The following is a 17,513-nucleotide window of genomic DNA, read 5'->3' on the forward strand; positions in this document are numbered from 1 at the left end:
CTTTGGTCAAACTCGATTGAAAAAAATTATGGCTGCAGCATTTGAGATCAGCAATCATTGTAGACTCATATCACCCTCTTGATGGCTACTTGATTTCCAGCCTGAGCAGATCCTCCGCTATGATCGTATTGCTGTAGATTTTTCCTGCCTCGTTCAAAAGTGCTCCAACCTGATCTCCCTGATACCTTGCACTAATATGGGTAAGAACAAGCTGCTTTACTCTGCATTGTTTGGCGAGTGCTGCGGCTTGAATAGTGGTAGAGTGATAATATTCGTATGCAAGCTTCTCATCCTCTTCTCCAAAGGTTGCTTCATGGATCAGCAAATCTGCATCCTCTGCAAGTTTAGACAGCTGAGGACAGCTCCTTGTATCTCCGCAGATGGAGATGATTTTCCCCTTTTTAGGCGGTCCGAGAAAATCCGAACCATGAATAACTTTCCCCTCTTCCGTTTCAAGTGTTCCGCCATCTTTCAATTCCTGATAGGCGGGGCCAGGTTTAATTCCTGCAGCCATAAGCTTATCGGCCATGAGTGTGCCTGGTTTATCTTTTTCCATCACCCTGTAGCCATAGCTCGGAAGCCCGTGCTCAAGAAGAATGGCCTCAACGATAAACTGTTCATCCTCAAAAACAATACCTCCTTCACCTTCAATTACTTCTATTGGGTATCGTAAATGGGTCTGGCTATGAGCGAGTGCAGCTTTTACAAATTGAGTAATTCCCTTTGGCCCATATATGGTAAGAGGATCTTCTGCTCCCTGGAATGAGCGGCTGCCCAGCAAGCCGGGAAGGCCGAATATATGATCTCCATGCATATGTGTGATAAAGATCTTTTCAATTTTACGGAGCTTTAAGGAAGTGTGCAGGATTTGATGCTGGGTTCCTTCTCCGCAGTCAAACAGCCAAACGGCCCCCCGTTCTTCGAGCAGCTCCAGCGCCAGAGAAGACACATTTCTTTGTTTGGATGGAACCCCTGCTCCGGTTCCTAAAAATAATACGTTCACCGTGAAATCCTCCTAAGTACAATTCTTTCATCTAGAATACATGAAAAAAAGAAGCATGCACAGCGCACTTTGCATGCAATGGCCAATTATCCTTGAGTTATCAGCACTTCCTAAAGAGAAACGCTGTTTCCTTTTCTCTTAACCCATTGAAGCGAGGCCCGATAGGTGAAAAAGACAATCAGAAGGCCACCGGTTTTCATGGATGGACTAGCCGGTACTGGGAGGGTAAATCCTTCTAATTTTTTCGTAATCAAGTTCTGAAATATATTAATTTAAGTACTTCATTTTTTGCTCCAAATATTTTTAAAAGACTTAATTTCAGCAAAGATAAATGTTTTTAGGTTCCCCGTTCATACTAATGAAAGGAAAATTGGTTCAATTGTTTGCTTTAACCGGAATGAAGCTTTAAAATTAAGAACCTGTACGGGACCTTTTTTATGAAAGTAATTTTTTCTTATTCGGAAACGTGACACAGCCAAAGAACTGGCACTTGACTATATGAAAAGTGAGGTCTTTATAGTGAATACAGAACAAAATCCAAAAGCCGTAATTGTTATTTTTGGAGCGACGGGGGACTTGGCTAAACGCAAGCTTTATCCATCGATATACCGTCTTCTTCAAAACAATCGAATCGGTAAAGACTTTGCCGTTGTTGGGGTAGGACGCCGGCCTTGGTCCAACGAAGAGTTCCGTAAAAATGTGAACACTTCTATTGAAAATAATGTACCGGAGCATGAAGAAATGGACGAGTTTCTTTCTCATTTCCACTACCATCCTTTTGATGTGACAAACCCCGGTTCCTATAAAGAATTAAAGGGGCTGCTTGAGGAGCTTGATCATACATACGAAATTCCAGGCAACCGGATGTTTTACATGGCAATGGCGCCTGAATTCTTTGGAACGATTGCCATTAACCTTAAAAACGAAGGACTGACTTCCACTGAAGGCTGGAGCCGCTTAGTGATTGAAAAGCCATTCGGAACCGATTTGCCAAGTGCTCAAAAATTAAACGATGAAATCCGAGCCGCGTTTTCAGAGGATCAGATTTTCCGGATCGATCATTACCTCGGGAAAGCGATGGTCCAAAACATAGAAGTGATCCGATTTGCAAATGCAATCTTTGAACCTCTGTGGAACAACCGCTATATCGCCAATATCCAAATCACATCAAGCGAATGGCTTGGAGTCGAAGACCGCGGCCGCTATTATGAGTCTTCAGGTGCTCTTAAAGATATGGTTCAAAATCATATCCTTCAGGTTGTTGCCCTTCTTGCCATGGAACCGCCGATTAAATTGACGGATGAAGAAATCCGCAGTGAAAAAGTGAAAGTGCTGCGTGCCCTTCGTCCGCTTAAGGAAAACGAAGTATCTGACTACTTTGTGCGCGGACAGTATGGAAAAGGCAGCATCCGGAATGAGGATGTTCCCGGCTATCGCGAGGAAAGCAATGTGGATCCGAATTCAAATACGGAAACCTTCGTAGCAGGAAAACTGACAATTGATAATTTCCGCTGGGCGGGAACACCGATTTATATCCGGACGGGAAAACGGATGCCGGCAAAATCAACTAAAATTGTTGTGCAGTTTAAAGATATTCCAATGAATCTTTATTACAACAACGGTCATAACATGCATCCGAACCTTCTTGTAATTAACATTCAGCCTGATGAAGGTATTACACTTCACCTGAATGCGAAAAAGACAGGAGACGGTTCCTATGCAAGACCGATTAAGCTTGACTATTGCAACAATTGCATTGACGGAATTAACACCCCGGAGGCTTATGAAAAGTTAATTGATGATTGTCTTCGCGGTGATGCAACCAACTTTACGCACTGGGATGAAGTCGCCCTGACTTGGAGCTACGTTGACACCATTGCAAAGGCTTGGTCGAGTGTAGCTGCAGAATTTCCGAATTATGCTTCCGGTACAATGGGACCAGATGCTTCAGATGATCTTTTGGCAAAAGACGGCTATCACTGGTGGCCGGTAACAGACACGGAATAATGTACCTGAGCGCCCTGCCTTGCAGGGCGTTTATCCAATACATAAGGGGAATTACTTATGAAGATGTACGATGTATCCGCACCGATTTTTGAAGGAATGCCTGTTTACAAAAATAAAGAAGAAAAGCAGCCTGTTTTAAACACGGCAACGAACGGATATGTAACAGAAACACGCATCGCAATGGATTTGCATACCGGTACACATGTCGACTCCCCTCTTCACATGATTGTTGAAGGAGACACAATGGAATCGATCTCTTTGGACGATCTTGTCGGAGAAGCAAAGGTTTTTGATTTAACACATGTCGAAGACCGGATCCGCAAAGAGGATATCGAAAAATTTGATATTCAAAAGGGGGATTTCGTTCTTTTCAAAACGAAAAACTCTCTTGAGGATGAATTCAACTTTGAATTTATTTTCGTAGCTGAATGTGCAGCGAAGCATTTAAGCGAAATCGGTATCAGAGGAGTAGGAATTGATGCACTTGGCGTTGAGAGAAGCCAGGAAGGCCATCCTACACACAAAACGCTATTCAAGCATGACGTCATTATTATTGAAGGCCTCCGCTTGAAGGAAGTCAGCGAAGGAAGCTATTTTATGGTGGCAGCGCCCCTGAAGATAGTAGGAAAAGACGCAGCGCCGGCCAGAATTCTATTGTTTGAAGGATTAAAAGCAGAATAACTGATAAAAGGCTGCCGGACATGTCCGTCAGCCTTTTTCTATATCATCTTCATACGAAAAAACACGCCCCTCTCAGAGCGTGATTGCTATTAGCCTTTACCGGCCTGGAAGCTTGGATAGTTCGTCATTCCGCCATCAATGTAAAGAGTTGTTCCGGTTACATAGCTTGCTTCTTCAGATGCCAGCCAGACGGCTGCAGCCGCTACTTCCTCAGGCTCTCCGATTTTGTTGAGCGGAATCATTTTCAGGACTTCTTCCTTTGCAGCCGGGTCACTGAACTTTTCTTTGTTAATTGGTGTGTTGATGGCTCCTGGTGCCAAGCAGTTGACACGGATGCCATGCGGTGCAAATTCAAGCGCCAGTGTTTCACTCAGCATTTTAATTCCGCCCTTCGAGGCAGCGTAATGAGCAAAATGAGGCCACGGGATGATCTGGTGAACGGAGGACATGTTGATAATGCTTCCCTTTATGTCGTTTTTAAGCATATAAGCAATTGCTTCTCTGCTTCCAACAAAGATACCTGTCAGGTTCGTTGATATGACTTTATTCCAATCATCAAGGGACAATTCCTCTGTCGGCACTTCGTTTTGAATACCCGCGTTGTTGACCATGACATCAAGTGTTCCATATGTATCAATGGCAAATTGGATAATTTTTTTTACATCCTCTTCTTTCGATACGTCTCCTTGAACCTTAACGGCTTCTCCGCCTGCTTCTTTTATCTCGCCGATCAGCTCGTCTGATTTTCCCTCGTTTTTGTAATAGTTAATGACAACCTTTGCTTTCTCCTGGCCAAATCGTTTTGCAATCGCACGGCCCAGGCCTGAACTTGCACCCGTGACAACAACGACCTTTCCTTCTAAATCTTTAAACATCCCTTCAACAGCTCCTTTTCATCGTTTTGTATACCCGAGGAGAACGCCTCCTGCGATAATGAGCAGGCATCCGATGATCACGAATATGACTTGTTTTTTCGCTGATTTCTCCTGCAATAAGAACAGGCCGCCAAGTGTTGATATAACAATACCTGTTTGTGACAGGGAAAAGCTTGTGGCTACTCCTATTAACGGGAGTGACAGGAGCAAGCCCAGGTTACCTGCAGACCACCAAATTCCCGTCAGAATATTCCTTACTGCATATTTGTTAAACGGCTTGCTTTTTATGGTAAGGACCAGGGCTCCTGCGACCATACCGATTCCTTGCGGCAGGATGGCTGACCATCCGTCAATTTGAAATTGCCGGATAATAACGACGTAGCCAATATATCCAAGTGAGGAAACAAGTAAAATGAGCATTCCTTTTTTAAAATGCTTTTTGTCTTCAGCATTTTCTGCTTTTTGGCCGATAGAAGTAAGAACCACTCCAATAATAATAGATGCTACAGCAATGGAACCAAGAATAATGGCTGATTTTGTATCCCATTCTTTAAAGAGCAATACCCCGAAAAGGGTTGTACCCATTAACTGCAGACCCGTAGAAATGGGCACCGTTTTGGCAACCCCTATGTACTTGACGCTGGACAGCTGACCGAATTGTCCAATGGCCCATAAAACACCTGAAACAATTCCAATTCCCCAGGCTAAACCGGTGATATCCGGAAAGGTAAAAAAATAGGTAACGATGGCAAACAGCAGTGCGCCAATTGTAATTCCAAGCGTTTGGCTCTTAGCATCCCCGCCCAGTTTTACACTGATTAATACTAAGCTTCCCCACGTAATTGCCGGGATTAATGCTAATAAAATTCCTATCATGATGATCGACTCCTAATATGGCTAAATCTATTGACTGGTTGGTGTTCTCTTATACTTCCTCAATTCGTGAAACTTCAAACATTCATAAAGACATGAATGAAATTTTTTTTACGGTCCTTGATGAAATGAACGAGCTCCAGATGATTCTTAACAAGCTAAAAAATAAGGCCTGGCTTTATTAATAAGCCAGACCCATCAAATAAACTTATTTAGTCATCCATTCTGTGTGGAAAATTCCTTCTTTATCTGTTCGCTGATACGTGTGAGCACCGAAATAGTCTCGCTGTGCCTGAATCAGATTTGCCGGCAAAACTTCTGTGCGATAGCTGTCGAAGTAAGCAAGTGCGCTTGAGAAACCTGGCACAGCTACCCCGCGTTCAATCGCCACAGAAAGAGTTTTCCTTAATGAAACCTGATATTTTTGAACAATTTCTTTGAAATATGGGTCAAGAAGCAGGTTTGAAAGATTAGCATCTCTGTCAAACGCTTCCTTGATTTGCTGAAGGAATGCTGCACGGATGATGCATCCCCCTCTAAAAATCATCGCAATTTCACCATATTTAAGGTCCCAGCTGTATTCCTCTGAAGCAGCTTTCATTTGCGCGAAGCCTTGGGCGTAAGAGCAGATTTTACTCATGAACAGCGCCTGGCGGACCGCTTCAATCAGTTCTTGCTTATCTCCTGTGTAAGAACCCGCTTCAGGTCCTGACAATACTTTGCTTGCCTTCACACGTTCGTCCTTCATGGCTGAAATAAAGCGTGAGAAGACGGACTCTGTGATGATTGGCAGAGGTACACCAAGGTCTAATGCATTGCTGCTCGTCCATTTTCCTGTACCTTTTTGTCCAGCAGTATCCAAAATAACATCCACTAGCGGTTTGCCTGTTTCGTCATCTTTTTTTGTAAAGATATCAGCTGTAATTTCGATCAGGTAGCTGTCAAGCTCTCCTTTGTTCCACTCCGCAAATACTTCATGGAATTCCTCAGCAGAAAGTCCAAGTACATTTTTCAATAGAAAATAGGCCTCTGAAATGAGCTGCATGTCCCCGTATTCTATTCCGTTGTGGACCATTTTTACGTAATGGCCCGCGCCATCCGGACCGATATAGGTTGTACAAGCCTCACCATCTACTTTGGCTGAAATAGCTTCAAGAATTGGCTTTACGAGGTCGTGTGCTTCTTTTTGTCCTCCGGGCATGATGGAAGGTCCTTTTAACGCGCCTTCTTCACCGCCTGATACACCTGTTCCGATAAAGTGAATTCCGCTCTCCGCAAGCTCTGCATTTCTGCGCTGTGTATCTTTAAAGAATGTGTTTCCTCCGTCAATAAGGATGTCGCCTTTATCCAAATATGGGAGAAGCGTTTCAATTGTTGCATCCGTTGCAGGTCCTGCTTTCACCATTAATAATATTTTTCTTGGAGTTTCCAGTGATTGTACAAACTCCTCAATGCTGTATGTACCTTTTACATTCTTGCCTTTGGATTCTGTAAGGAAATCCTCTGTCTTATCAGAAGAACGGTTGTAAACGGATACTGAATACCCGCGGCTCTCAATATTCAAAGCTAGGTTCTTACCCATGACGGCAAGACCAATCACACCAATTTGCTGTTTTGACATGTCAAAACGTCCTTTCCTGTACGTTTGGTTCACTACAATCATGAAAATATCACACTTGCTCCTCTGCTTTCAAGCGAAGCGACCTGAAACGCCCTATTCCTTAGAATCTCTCAGAAAATCTTTGTTGAAGCTCGTTCCGCTCGTGTTGTCCTCATCGAACCTTCCAGTCAATCCCCGTTTAATCGTATTCCTTCCAAATTTCCCGTTAATTTGATCAAGTACATTCCAAAGCGGCTCATCCTTCGCATCCTCCTGGTAGGAAAACAAATCGAGCTGTTTGACGGCTTCCTCTTTCTCAAGCAGATCCATTCCGGTTATGCCAAGAAGCCGGATTGGTTCTCCTGTCCAGTGCTTGTAAAAAATCCGCTTTGCTTCTTCTTCAATACCGGATGCTCCGGCAATCGGATTTTCAAGCTTTGCCGTTCTTGTGAAGGTCTGGCGGTTTCCATACCGGATCATAACGGATAATCTTGAGGCCAGAACATTTTTCCGGTTCATTCTTCTGCTTACCGACTCAGCAAGCTTCGAAATCAGTTTATCCAGTTCCCTCGGATTTGATGAATCTTTAGGAAGCGTAGAAGAATTTCCAATGCTTTTAAAATCGTAAATGGACTCCGGATCAACAGGCCGGTCATCTGTCCCGGAGGCTCTTTTTTTCAGCCGCTCCCCATTGATTCCAAGCAGTTCTTTAAGCCTTCCATCCTCTGCCTGTACAAGATCATGGATTGTGTGAATGCCGATTCCTTTCAGCTTTTCTCCCGTCTTTTCTCCCACTCCATGCATTTCTTCAACGGGTAGAGGCCATAAAAACTGATTCAGTTCGCGCTTGCGAAGCACCGTAATACCAAGCGGTTTTTTCATATTGGATGCCATCTTAGCCAGGAACTTATTTGGAGCAATCCCTATACTGGAAGGGAGCATAAGTTCTTCAAGCAGCCTTGATTGAAGCGACTTGGCTATATCAATAGGGTTTTCACCATTGGTATAATCGGTGATATCCATATAGCCTTCATCGATGCTCACAGGCTCGACTAAAGGAGTATACTCTCTCAGAACATCAAACATCGCTTTAGAGGACTGGCGGTAGCGGTCGAAGTTCGGTTTCCTGACAATAAGATCCGGACATAATCTTCTAGCCTGCCATAGCTGCATCGTAGTTTTCACCCCATATTTTCTTGCTTCATAGGAGCAGGTCACAATGATTCCCTTCCGTTCTTCTGCGTTCCCGGCAATCGCCACCGGCTTTCCTTTCAGCTCGGGATCGTAGGCCATTTCAACCGAGGCATAAAAGCTATTCATATCGATGTGAAAAATGATGCGTCCTTTTTTCACTTCTTCCTGCATTCCGTTCACTTCCCTAGTAAGGTCCTGCCTCTATTTTATCACATTTCATTTTTTTCTCTTTCAAGCCTGCTTAAAAAAGGAACGGAGTGGAAAGAATAGAATAATTGAGTGAAAGATGTTTATGATGGAGGATATCAATCATGATGCGCCTGATGACTTTATTGATCATTTCCATGCTCTTCCTGTATGGCTGCTCTGTGTCTTCTAAGCCTGCTACATACGGGGAAGAAGCTGCAAACTTTGCATACGAATTGTCAGCAACGTCTGAACAGATCTCGACTCTATTCTATGATGCAGCTGATAGTGAAACGGCCAGAACTGAGCTTGAAACGATTCTGATCAGTATGAAAAATCAAATCACAGCCTTTAATAAGACTCAGGCACCTGAGCAGATGTCGGAGTGGCACCGGGAACTTGTGGAACAGAATCGGCATGCCTTGCAAAACATTGATGATTACTTAACTGCCATTGAGAATAACACCTACACTGATAATCTGAAAACCGATCCCGGATTGCCGCGGCAGGTAAATGTTATCCAAAGTATTGCTAAAAACATCGAGAATGATGAGAAGAAATAAGTCCATCACAAATGCAAAAAGCATCCGATTAAATGGATGCTTTTTCGTTTTCTTCATTATTGATATTGTGTATTTCAGCCTTTATTTCATCCAGTGCCTCCAATGTTCCGATGAAGGAAGCTGGGTTAACCAGTGTAATCAGCCTGCTGTCCTTCATGGCGATGGATGAGAACCATTTTGATGAGGCTCCTGCTCCGATTGGCAGCGGTTTGAGCTGTTCTTCTTCAAGTTCAAGTATTTCCTTCGCTTCGTTCACGAGCAAACCTGCTGTTAGATCATCCGTTTGAACCGTTATTACCTTCGCCTGCTCCAGCTCATTGTTTTCTATTTTGGTGAATAAGAAAGAAACGTCGATGACTGGGACCAATTCGCCTCTTATCGGCATAACACCCTTTACATAGTCCGGCAGATTGGGGATTGGTTTGAGATCCAGAACTTTTTCGATTGAAACTACATGCTCGATCGAAATCCCGAAATCCTCTTCTTGAGTTTGAAAAATGACCGCCTTCATAATTGACCATGCTCCTTCCGATATCCATCTTATCTATCATACTATGGATTGGCTGTCTGGAAAAGCCTTCCTGATATTTTTTCCTGTTTCAAGAGAGGAACAGCTTTTTATCGTTCAGGCCCTTACTGATCTTTTATATGAGTTTTATTTGAGATTGAACAGGCAATGGCTCGGATCAAGCAAGTGGAAATATAGAACACTCGCTGCGTTCGATCCGGAGTTCACGAGTGATTTCATGGAGGCGCTGGATCGTTTTTATGAGAAGAGGGAAACCGGAAAGCTCGTCCAAATAGCCGACAGGATATTGAAGCCTTTTGGCGGAAGGCTGTTTGATGGTTTTTCACTTGGAAAAGACTAAAAAAAGCAGGGCCATCTCTAATCGGGACGGCACTGCTTTTATATCATTTTGCTGCTTCTTCGATAACGGCAACAACCATTTCGGCTGTTTTGACCAGCTCTTCGATTGGCATCTTTTCGTTCGTTGTGTGAATATCTTCATAGCCTACAGCAAGATTGACGGTCGGAATTCCATTGCCTGCAATAACGTTCGCATCACTTCCGCCTCCGCTTGTCAGCAGACGGCTTTCACGGCCGATGGCAGCTGCGGCACGTTTCGCTATTTCAACAACGTGATCGCCTTCCCCGAATTTAAAGCCCGGGTACATAACCTGAATGTCTACTTCCGCTTGCCCGCCAAGTTCTTTTGCCGCTTCTTCAAACGCTCGTTTCATTTTTTCTACTTGGGCTTCCATTTTTTCAGGCACTAAAGATCTTGCTTCTGCCAGAATGTCGACATGGTCGCAGACGATATTCGTTTGAGTGCCTCCTTCAAAGCGTCCGATGTTAGCCGTTGTCTCTTCATCCAGGCGGCCGAGCGGCATTTTAGAAATGGCCTTGGCAGCAATCGTAATCGCAGAAACACCCTTTTCAGGCGCTACTCCAGCATGAGCTGTTTTGCCTTTAATTACGGCTTTTACCTTCGCCTGAGTAGGAGCGGCAACAATGATGTCCCCTACTTTCCCGTCACTGTCCAATGCATATCCGAATTTTGCTGTCATCAGCTTAGGATCAAGGGCTTTTGCTCCGACAAGACCGGACTCTTCTCCGGCAGTAATAACAAATTCAATTTTGCCGTGCGGAATTTCTTTTTCTTTTAAAATACGGATTGCTTCAAACATAGCAGCAAGCCCCGCTTTGTCATCTGCACCAAGAATCGTCGTACCATCCGTTACGATATAGCCGTCCTTGATTGATGGTTTAATGCCCTTGCCAGGTACAACGGTGTCCATGTGGGACGTAAAGTAAATGGGATCGAGTCCCTCTCTCGTTGCTTCCAGTGTGCAGATTAGATTGCCTGCACCATGGCCTGTTATGGCGGTGGTATCATCCTCAGTAACGTGGAGTCCAAGGCTTGAGAATTTTTCTTTCAGCACTATCGCAATTTCTGATTCAAACTTTGTTTCGGAATCGATTTTAACCAATTCCAGAAATTCTTCTACGATTCTGTCTTGATTTACCATGCTGGTCCCTCCGTTTTCATTTCAGTTATAGCGGGATGTTTCCGTGTTTTTTGTAAGGCCGTGTTTCTTTCTTTGAAGAAAGCATGTCCAGTGCCTGAATAAGCTTAATCCGGGTTTCCCGCGGATCGATGACATCATCAACCATTCCCTGGCTTGCAGCCACGTATGGATTGGCGAATTTTTCACGGTATTCTTCGATTTTTTTCGCTCTTTCCGCTTCCGGATCCTCACTGTTTTGAATGTCTCTTGAAAAAATGATATTTGCCGCACCTTGGGGTCCCATAACGGCAATTTCAGCGTTCGGCCAAGCGTATACCAGGTCTGCACCGATTGATTTGCTGTTTAAAGCTACATAGGCTCCCCCATATGCTTTTCTCAAAATAACCGTAATTTTGGGAACCGTTGCTTCTGAGTACGCGTATAAAATTTTTGCTCCATGACGGATAATTCCACCATGCTCCTGTTTAACACCTGGAAAAAATCCGGTTACATCTTCAAATGTAATAATCGGAATGTTAAAGGAATCACAAAAACGAATAAACCTGGAAGCTTTGTCAGAAGAATCGATGTCCAGTCCTCCGGCCATGTATTTCGGCTGATTGCAGACTAAACCGACCGTTTTTCCCTTTATCCGTGCAAATCCGACCACCATATTTTTGGCAAAGCCCTCATGGACCTCCATGAATGAATCCGGGTCCATAATATTATGAATGACGGTTCTTACATCATAGGGTCTGATTGCATCAAAAGGGATTAAATCGGTTAAATCAGGACGGTAATCGCTTCCTTCCGGTTCTTCTTCGGCTGGCGGCTTTTCTTCATTATTCTGAGGCAGATAGCTTAAAAGAAGCCGGACCTTTTCCAAAACTTCCTGCTCTGTCCCGCCGGAAAAATGGGCATTCCCGCTGACTGTATTATGTACGTGCGCTCCTCCAAGATCTTCAGAGCTGATTTTCTCACCGGTCACAGTTTCAATAACCTTTGGCCCTGTAATAAACATTTGGCTCGTTTTCTCCACCATGAAAACAAAATCAGTGATAGCCGGGGAATAAACTGCACCGCCTGCACAAGGTCCCAGAATAACAGATATTTGAGGAATGACTCCTGAATAAATGCTATTCCTGTAAAAGATGTGTCCGTAACCATCTAATGATACCACACCCTCTTGAATCCTCGCACCTCCAGAGTCATTCAGGCCAATGAAAGGAGTGCCGTTCTTCGCTGCAAGGTCCATCACAGCTGCTATTTTTTTCGCATGCATTTCACCGAGCGCTCCGCCAAATACCGTGAAGTCCTGTGAAAATAAATAAATGGGTCTGCCATTTACCTTTGCATACCCTGTTACCACTCCATCTCCCGGTCCTTTTTTGCCTTGAAGGCCAAAATCATTACACCGGTGTTCAATAAAGGCATTCAATTCAACAAAGGTCCCCTCATCAACCAGCAGGTCAATTCGTTCTCTTGCCGTCAGCTTTCCTTTTTCATGCTGTTTTTCTATTTTATCGTCTCCGCCGCCCATTTCAATTTCCCGCCTGCGGTCATATAATTCGTTAATTTTATCGTAAATATCCATAATCATTTCACATCATTCCCCTTTTTTTCACAAAGCTCTGTCAGCGTTCCACCTGTTGATTTCGGGTGAAGGAAAGCGATTGATGCTCCTCCTGCCCCGAGTCTTGGAGCATGATCAATCATCATGATTCCCTGTTTGCTAAGCTCAGCAATCCGTTCGTCAATATTGTCTACTTTATAAGCTATGTGATGAATCCCCTCGCCCCTTTTTTCGATAAATCTGGCTACCGGGCTATCAGAAGATGTCGGCTCAAGCAGTTCAATTTTTTGATTCCCCGCATCTAAAAAAGCAACCTTAACCAGCTGGGAAGGCACTTCTTCCTCACCAATGAGCTTCATCCCTAAAGCGTCTACATAAAACGGCAGCGAATTTTGAATAGATGTTACCGCGATCCCTAAATGATCTACATTTTTTATCATGCTTCATCTCTCCCATGCTGTAAACGGATACATACATACATTCTCCAATATCCGCCTTGATTCCTTCTTATTCGAGTGAATCTCTTATTTCTGATTTGGTCTTGTCCGGAAAAGAAATTCACGTTAAAATGGAACTATTGATTTTTGGGAGTGATTGACATGTCCAATAAAAAAGTCCAGAAAATTGTTGTGATGGTTATGCTGGGAGTCATGCTCCTGACAACGCTTCTAGCCGGATTATCAACTTTTATCGGGTTCTAAAATAGGTATTAATATGAGGATCGCTCAGGCAGAAACATTCTGCCGCAGCGATCCTTTTTCTTTCAGCGGAAAATTCACTTAAGGAGAAGAAATGTACAGGCAGAAAAAACTACAAAGATAAATCTCCGGAACCATTAAATGCATCCCCCGCTGAATGATACATAGGAAAATACAAAAACTCGCCAAATTTGGCGAGTTTTTTAAATCCTTTTATTCGGTTGAAATGGCCCCTTTTTCCTTAGCAAGTGTTTCAAACGTCTGATTCGTATCGGTAATCCAGACTTTGGTTCCAATTGGAATTTTAGAAAAGAGCTGTTTAACTTCTTCATTGTGCATGCGGACACAGCCCTGAGTGACAAAGCTTCCGATGGATGATTCGCGATTCGTTCCGTGAATACCGTATGTCCGTCCATCCGTTCCTTCTGCATCAAATCCGATCCATCGCGGACCGAGAGGATTTTTCGGATCTCCGCCGGGGATGTCTTTCTTCCGGTAATAAGGATCCACCGCTTTGACAATAATTGAGAATTCTCCCTCTGGTGTTAGCTTTGATTCCTTTCCGCTGGCAACAGAGTAAATTTTCTGAATTGATCCATCATCAATAAAAGCCATTTCATTCGTTTGCTTGTTTATGATCAGGTAGGGATCCCCCTCAACCGGGTTATGTCCCAGCGGCCAAATCGGAGAAGCCATCAGTATTGAAAGAATAATCATCCATTTCAAAAGCAGCACCCTCTTTTTTTCTTATTATGAGAAAAAAGAGGACGTTCCATCCTTATTTCAGGCCTTTGAAATAACTTTTCATGACTAAATATTGTTCAAGCTCCCGCACCAGATGAAGCAGGCAGGCGCGGGTTTCAAACTCATCTCTTGTTTTCGGCAGCTCCATTTCCTGAAAGGATGCTTTCATTTCATGCAGCTTTCTTAAGAACATATGGGCGGTGTTTCCGGGATGAATATGCTCGCGCAGATCCTTAATGAAGTCGGCGATCATTTCCCCCTGTTCAACCGTAACGGATAAGTTTGAGATCAGCGGCAATAGCCGTTCAATTAACTCAAATTGTTTTTCTCTCATCCGAAAATAATGGTAATACAGGTTTTCGTTCCGGAGGAAATGGTTTTCAACATCCCGGAAGGCAAGTGTTTTGGCTTCATGAATAATACTTGCCGTTTCTGTTATCTCTTTGCCATCCCATTGATTGTCTCCTTCAAGCAGATATAACTCCATCTGACGGAAAATTGAGGCAAAATTGGCTTCTATCTTTTTTTGGTATGTTTCCAGCCTTCGGTCGACGCTCGGCATATAAAGGTTCATGATTAGGGCAACACCGATACCTGTTGCTATTAGTGCAAGCTCATTTAATATGAGCGATAAAGTAATGTGGTTGGATGCGTATAAATGAAGAATGATGACAGAGCTGGTGACAATGCCCTCCTTCGCTTTTGCCATAACGGCTACCGGAATAAATAACAGCAGCATGAATCCAATGACAATGGGAGAGTAGCCGAACAGCTCGAAAAATACGAATGAAAATAAGATGGCTATGGAACACGCCAGAAATCTCGCCCATGAGCTTTGCAGGGATTTTTTCTTTGTTACCTGAATGCAAAGAATCGCAATGATTCCTGCTGAGGGGAAATTCTGAAGTCCGAACAATTGGGCGAGGCTGATCGCGGCAGCTGTTCCCAAAGCAGTTTTAATTGTCCTGTAACCTATTCTAAATGGCTTCATGCAAAAACTCCTAATTCTTGTTGTTCCTTTATTGTAACCTAAAAAAGAACCGGCTAAAGCGGAAGCACCCTCCTCTTTTGACAGACACCTCTATTAGGTGCAGCAAAAGGAGGCGGGTGCCGCTTGGCCAGCTCCTAAGTCCATCAATAGTTTACAGCATTTTGCTTAAAAAGTCTTGTGCCCTTTGCGTTTTGGGATGGGCAAAAAATTCGGCAGGAGGAGCATCCTCTACAAGTGCTCCGCCATCCAAGAACAGCACCCGGTCCGCAGCTTCCCTTGCAAAGCCCATTTCATGCGTCACAATGATCATCGTCATTCCTGTATGCGCCAAGTCTTTCATAACATCGAGTACTTCTTTGACCATTTCAGGATCCAGAGCAGATGTCGGCTCATCAAAAAGCATGACATCCGGGTTCATAGCCAGTGCTCTTGCGATAGCCACCCGCTGCTTTTGACCGCCGGAAAGACGGCTCGGGTATTCATTTGCTTTATCGCTTAAACCAACCTTTACAAGAAGCGCCTTCGCTTTTTCCTCTGCCTCTGCTTTTGACAGACCCTTAACAGTAGTCGGAGCGTAGGTTAGATTTTGCAGCACTGTTTTGTGCGGAAACAGATGAAAGTGCTGGAACACCATTCCTAAGTTCTGACGGATGACGTTAATTTTCGCTTTAGGAGCAGTGACTTTTTCACCGCCTATTTCAATTTCACCGCTTGTTGGAACCTCAAGCAGATTTAAACATCTTAAAAAGGTTGATTTTCCTGATCCTGATGGACCGATAACCGCAACCACTTCTCCTTTATTTATGGATACTGAAATATTGTGCAATACTTCGTTTTTCCCGAAGGATTTATGCAGCTTGTCCACCTTAATCACTTTGTCTCAATCTCCTTTCAATCAGCTTGCCGATCATGGTAAGGATCATGACAAGAACGTAGTAGATGAGTCCCGCGAAGAGCAGCGGTTCAAAATATTTGTACATATCGGCACCTACTTGGTACGAACGTCTCATAACGTCTCCAAGCCCGATAACCGTCACGATAGCTGATTCCTTTGTCAGGGTAATAAACTCATTTACAAGCGCTGGCAGGATGTTTTTAAAGGCCTGCGGGAGTATGATATCCTTCATCGTTTGATTGTATGGAACACCGAGAGCCATAGCAGCCTCGCGCTGCCCTTTATCTACAGCCAAAATCCCCGCACGTATTACTTCAGATATGTACGCTCCTGAATTAAGTGTAAAAGCAGCAACTGCAGCCCAATACGGTTCGATCGTCCCGATAAATTGAGGAAGTCCGAAGTATATAATCAGCAGCTGAAGAACGAGAGGCGTTCCGCGAAAGATCGATGTATAAAAATCAGCCAGCCAATTAAGCGGCTTTATTCGGCTAATTTTAAGAAGGGCAAGAATAATTGCCCATGTAAATCCAAAAAGAGCAGAAAGAGCCACAAGCTTTAATGTGATGCCAAGTCCTCCCAGAATAAAGGGAATTGAACCGGCTATTGCTGAAAAGTCGATATTCATAAGCTGACTCCTTTCTTCTTTGTCAAAGGATCTTGTCTAAAAGATTTTTACTAGAGGCTTATTTGAGCGGAAATCAACCATTTCCAATCCTGTTTATAGCAGCACAGTTTGTGAAAACAGGCTTGTCATAAGAAACGTTCAACCTTCAGAGTTGAACGTTTCTTATGCTTATTCAGATTTTTGATCTTGACCGAACCATTTCAGAACAAGCTTTTCCAATTCGCCGTTTTCTTTCATTTTATTAAGAGCTTCATTAAATTCTTTTGTGTATTTGCTGTCTTTTTGGAAAGCGATAGCGGAACCCGCTTCCTCTTCATTTCCGGTTTCCATTGTAAATCCTTCAAGTTCTTTATCTTTTTCAAAATATCCTTTAGCTACTGTGTCTTCAATGATGGCAGCCTCAAAACGTCCTGCTTTAATTTCTTGAACGATGTCAGGAATACGATTGCGGTTTTCAATTTTAATTTTTGTTTTCTCTGCGATTTTCTCTGCTTCGCCTTCCTGGATAGAACCAAGCTGTACTCCTACAGTTTTCCCTTCCAGGTCTTCAACCGTTTTAATTCCGCTTCCTTTTTTAGACACAATCATGTGCTTCGCTGTGTAATAAACATCCGTGAAATCTACGTTTTTTTTGCGTTCTTCCGTCGGTGTCATTCCTGCCAGAACCATATCTACCTGTTTCGCTTGCAGGGCCGGTACAAGACTATTAAAATCCAGGTCCTGAATTTCTACCTTGTAGCCAAGTTCGTCTGCCAGAGCATTAACCAAATCAATATCAAATCCGATAATGTCATCGCCCTTTGTTGTATCTTTGTATTCAAATGGAGGATAGTCGGCAGATGTAGCCATCTTTATAACTTTCTTCTCTTTTCCACCATCCTCTGATGTTTCTTCTGAAGATCCGCATGCGGCAAGCATAGAAGCGATAACGAGGCCAATTGCTAGCAATAACCATTTTTTCATTGATTGTTTCCCCCTATAATTTTGTAAAG

General features: G+C 43.5%; 19 protein-coding genes. 5 read left to right on the forward strand and 14 right to left on the reverse strand.

Features of this window, described 5'->3' with window-relative positions; genetic code table 11:
* Positions 1-85: 85 nt before the first annotated feature.
* Positions 86-1,003 (reverse strand): ribonuclease Z, encoded by a 918-nt coding sequence (gene rnz, locus J9317_RS12255; protein ID WP_211558992.1) that lies wholly within the window; start codon positions 1,001-1,003, stop codon positions 86-88.
* Positions 1,004-1,522: 519 nt separating this feature from the next.
* On the opposite strand from rnz, the gene zwf reads away from it, so the two are divergent.
* Positions 1,523-3,010 carry a glucose-6-phosphate dehydrogenase gene (zwf, locus tag J9317_RS12260; protein WP_211558995.1) on the forward strand — a complete coding sequence of 496 codons (1,488 nt, stop codon included), beginning with the start codon at positions 1,523-1,525 and terminating at the stop codon, positions 3,008-3,010.
* A 57-nt stretch (positions 3,011-3,067) separates the two neighbouring features.
* A complete protein-coding gene (locus tag J9317_RS12265; protein ID WP_211558997.1) occupies positions 3,068-3,691 on the forward strand; it encodes a cyclase family protein in 624 nt (207 codons plus the stop codon).
* An 89-nt stretch (positions 3,692-3,780) separates the two neighbouring features.
* Here J9317_RS12265 and J9317_RS12270 read toward each other — a convergent pair whose 3' ends face one another.
* The 4 genes from J9317_RS12270 to J9317_RS12285 all read right to left on the reverse strand — a co-directional run bounded on the left by J9317_RS12270 (position 3,781) and on the right by J9317_RS12285 (position 8,404).
* On the reverse strand, positions 3,781-4,566 hold the full coding sequence (locus tag J9317_RS12270) for a glucose-1-dehydrogenase (RefSeq protein ID WP_211558999.1): 786 nt from the start codon (positions 4,564-4,566) through the stop codon (positions 3,781-3,783).
* Between the two features lie 18 nt (positions 4,567-4,584).
* The gene (locus J9317_RS12275) at positions 4,585-5,439 is read right to left on the reverse strand and encodes a GRP family sugar transporter (RefSeq protein ID WP_211562338.1); all 855 of its coding nucleotides are present in this window, start codon (positions 5,437-5,439) and stop codon (positions 4,585-4,587) included.
* 208 nt (positions 5,440-5,647) lie between these two features.
* Positions 5,648-7,060, reverse strand: coding sequence for an NADP-dependent phosphogluconate dehydrogenase (gene gndA, locus J9317_RS12280; RefSeq protein WP_211559001.1), 1,413 nt, complete (start codon positions 7,058-7,060; stop codon positions 5,648-5,650).
* Positions 7,061-7,153: 93 nt separating this feature from the next.
* On the reverse strand, positions 7,154-8,404 hold the full coding sequence (locus tag J9317_RS12285; RefSeq protein WP_211559004.1) for a DNA polymerase IV: 1,251 nt from the start codon (positions 8,402-8,404) through the stop codon (positions 7,154-7,156).
* A gap of 140 nt (positions 8,405-8,544) precedes the next feature.
* On the opposite strand from J9317_RS12285, the gene J9317_RS12290 reads away from it, so the two are divergent.
* Positions 8,545-8,982, forward strand: a complete 438-nt coding sequence (locus J9317_RS12290; RefSeq protein WP_211559006.1) for a DUF6376 family protein — start codon at positions 8,545-8,547, stop codon at positions 8,980-8,982.
* Between the two features lie 28 nt (positions 8,983-9,010).
* On the opposite strand, the gene J9317_RS12295 is transcribed toward J9317_RS12290, so the two are convergent.
* Positions 9,011-9,493, reverse strand: coding sequence for a chemotaxis protein CheW (locus tag J9317_RS12295; protein ID WP_211559008.1), 483 nt, complete (start codon positions 9,491-9,493; stop codon positions 9,011-9,013).
* On the opposite strand from J9317_RS12295, the gene J9317_RS12300 reads away from it, so the two are divergent.
* Entirely contained in the window at positions 9,480-9,851 is a 372-nt protein-coding gene (locus J9317_RS12300; protein ID WP_211559010.1) for a hypothetical protein, read from the forward strand. The genes J9317_RS12295 and J9317_RS12300 overlap by 14 nt on opposite strands.
* Positions 9,852-9,894: 43 nt before the next feature.
* Here J9317_RS12300 and J9317_RS12305 read toward each other — a convergent pair whose 3' ends face one another.
* The 3 genes from J9317_RS12305 to mce are packed head-to-tail and all read right to left on the reverse strand — an operon-like array spanning position 9,895 to position 13,005.
* Positions 9,895-11,013 (reverse strand): tripeptidase T, encoded by a 1,119-nt coding sequence (locus J9317_RS12305; protein WP_211559011.1) that lies wholly within the window; start codon positions 11,011-11,013, stop codon positions 9,895-9,897.
* 25 nt (positions 11,014-11,038) lie between these two features.
* Positions 11,039-12,586, reverse strand: a complete 1,548-nt coding sequence (locus J9317_RS12310) for an acyl-CoA carboxylase subunit beta (RefSeq protein WP_211562340.1) — start codon at positions 12,584-12,586, stop codon at positions 11,039-11,041.
* Between the two features lie 2 nt (positions 12,587-12,588).
* Positions 12,589-13,005 carry a methylmalonyl-CoA epimerase gene (gene mce, locus J9317_RS12315; protein WP_211559013.1) on the reverse strand — a complete coding sequence of 139 codons (417 nt, stop codon included), beginning with the start codon at positions 13,003-13,005 and terminating at the stop codon, positions 12,589-12,591.
* A 159-nt stretch (positions 13,006-13,164) separates the two neighbouring features.
* On the opposite strand from mce, the gene prli42 reads away from it, so the two are divergent.
* Complete coding sequence (gene prli42 / locus J9317_RS12320) at positions 13,165-13,266, forward strand: stressosome-associated protein Prli42 (RefSeq protein WP_156505830.1); 102 nt, start codon at positions 13,165-13,167, stop codon at positions 13,264-13,266.
* Positions 13,267-13,476: 210 nt separating this feature from the next.
* Here the strand turns inward: prli42 and J9317_RS12325 are convergent, their stop codons facing one another.
* The 5 genes from J9317_RS12325 to J9317_RS12345 form a co-directional block, all read right to left on the reverse strand.
* Positions 13,477-13,980, reverse strand: coding sequence for a L,D-transpeptidase (locus J9317_RS12325; protein WP_211562342.1), 504 nt, complete (start codon positions 13,978-13,980; stop codon positions 13,477-13,479).
* 61 nt (positions 13,981-14,041) lie between these two features.
* The gene (locus J9317_RS12330) at positions 14,042-14,998 is read right to left on the reverse strand and encodes an aromatic acid exporter family protein (protein WP_211559015.1); all 957 of its coding nucleotides are present in this window, start codon (positions 14,996-14,998) and stop codon (positions 14,042-14,044) included.
* Positions 14,999-15,149: 151 nt separating this feature from the next.
* Positions 15,150-15,872, reverse strand: a complete 723-nt coding sequence (locus tag J9317_RS12335; RefSeq protein ID WP_035404127.1) for an amino acid ABC transporter ATP-binding protein — start codon at positions 15,870-15,872, stop codon at positions 15,150-15,152.
* Positions 15,865-16,521, reverse strand: coding sequence for an amino acid ABC transporter permease (locus J9317_RS12340; protein ID WP_211559017.1), 657 nt, complete (start codon positions 16,519-16,521; stop codon positions 15,865-15,867). Before J9317_RS12340 ends, J9317_RS12335 begins: the two co-directional genes overlap by 8 nt.
* Before the next feature lie 168 nt (positions 16,522-16,689).
* Positions 16,690-17,484 carry a transporter substrate-binding domain-containing protein gene (locus tag J9317_RS12345; protein WP_211559019.1) on the reverse strand — a complete coding sequence of 265 codons (795 nt, stop codon included), beginning with the start codon at positions 17,482-17,484 and terminating at the stop codon, positions 16,690-16,692.
* Between the last annotated feature and the right edge of the window lie 29 nt (positions 17,485-17,513).

This window comes from Metabacillus flavus, assembly GCF_018283675.1.
In the GTDB taxonomy this organism is placed as follows: domain Bacteria; phylum Bacillota; class Bacilli; order Bacillales; family Bacillaceae; genus Metabacillus_B; species Metabacillus_B flavus.

What these genes read in the sequence shown, in the direction of transcription:
- gndA (WP_211559001.1), bottom strand. Translation starts at nt 7,060, where the DNA reads ATGTCAAAACAGCAAATTGGTGTGATTGGTCTTGCCGTCATGGGTAAG.
- J9317_RS12285 (WP_211559004.1), bottom strand. Translation starts at nt 8,404, where the DNA reads ATGCAGGAAGAAGTGAAAAAAGGACGCATCATTTTTCACATCGATATG.
- J9317_RS12265 (WP_211558997.1), top strand. Translation starts at nt 3,068, where the DNA reads ATGAAGATGTACGATGTATCCGCACCGATTTTTGAAGGAATGCCTGTT.
- J9317_RS12305 (WP_211559011.1), bottom strand. Translation starts at nt 11,013, where the DNA reads ATGGTAAATCAAGACAGAATCGTAGAAGAATTTCTGGAATTGGTTAAA.
- J9317_RS12325 (WP_211562342.1), bottom strand. Translation starts at nt 13,980, where the DNA reads ATGATTATTCTTTCAATACTGATGGCTTCTCCGATTTGGCCGCTGGGA.
- J9317_RS12310 (WP_211562340.1), bottom strand. Translation starts at nt 12,586, where the DNA reads ATGGATATTTACGATAAAATTAACGAATTATATGACCGCAGGCGGGAA.
- J9317_RS12270 (WP_211558999.1), bottom strand. Translation starts at nt 4,566, where the DNA reads ATGTTTAAAGATTTAGAAGGAAAGGTCGTTGTTGTCACGGGTGCAAGT.
- prli42 (WP_156505830.1), top strand. Translation starts at nt 13,165, where the DNA reads ATGTCCAATAAAAAAGTCCAGAAAATTGTTGTGATGGTTATGCTGGGA.
- J9317_RS12300 (WP_211559010.1), top strand. Translation starts at nt 9,480, where the DNA reads ATGACCGCCTTCATAATTGACCATGCTCCTTCCGATATCCATCTTATC.
- J9317_RS12330 (WP_211559015.1), bottom strand. Translation starts at nt 14,998, where the DNA reads ATGAAGCCATTTAGAATAGGTTACAGGACAATTAAAACTGCTTTGGGA.
- J9317_RS12290 (WP_211559006.1), top strand. Translation starts at nt 8,545, where the DNA reads ATGATGCGCCTGATGACTTTATTGATCATTTCCATGCTCTTCCTGTAT.
- mce (WP_211559013.1), bottom strand. Translation starts at nt 13,005, where the DNA reads ATGATAAAAAATGTAGATCATTTAGGGATCGCGGTAACATCTATTCAA.
- J9317_RS12295 (WP_211559008.1), bottom strand. Translation starts at nt 9,493, where the DNA reads ATGAAGGCGGTCATTTTTCAAACTCAAGAAGAGGATTTCGGGATTTCG.
- J9317_RS12345 (WP_211559019.1), bottom strand. Translation starts at nt 17,484, where the DNA reads ATGAAAAAATGGTTATTGCTAGCAATTGGCCTCGTTATCGCTTCTATG.
- J9317_RS12340 (WP_211559017.1), bottom strand. Translation starts at nt 16,521, where the DNA reads ATGAATATCGACTTTTCAGCAATAGCCGGTTCAATTCCCTTTATTCTG.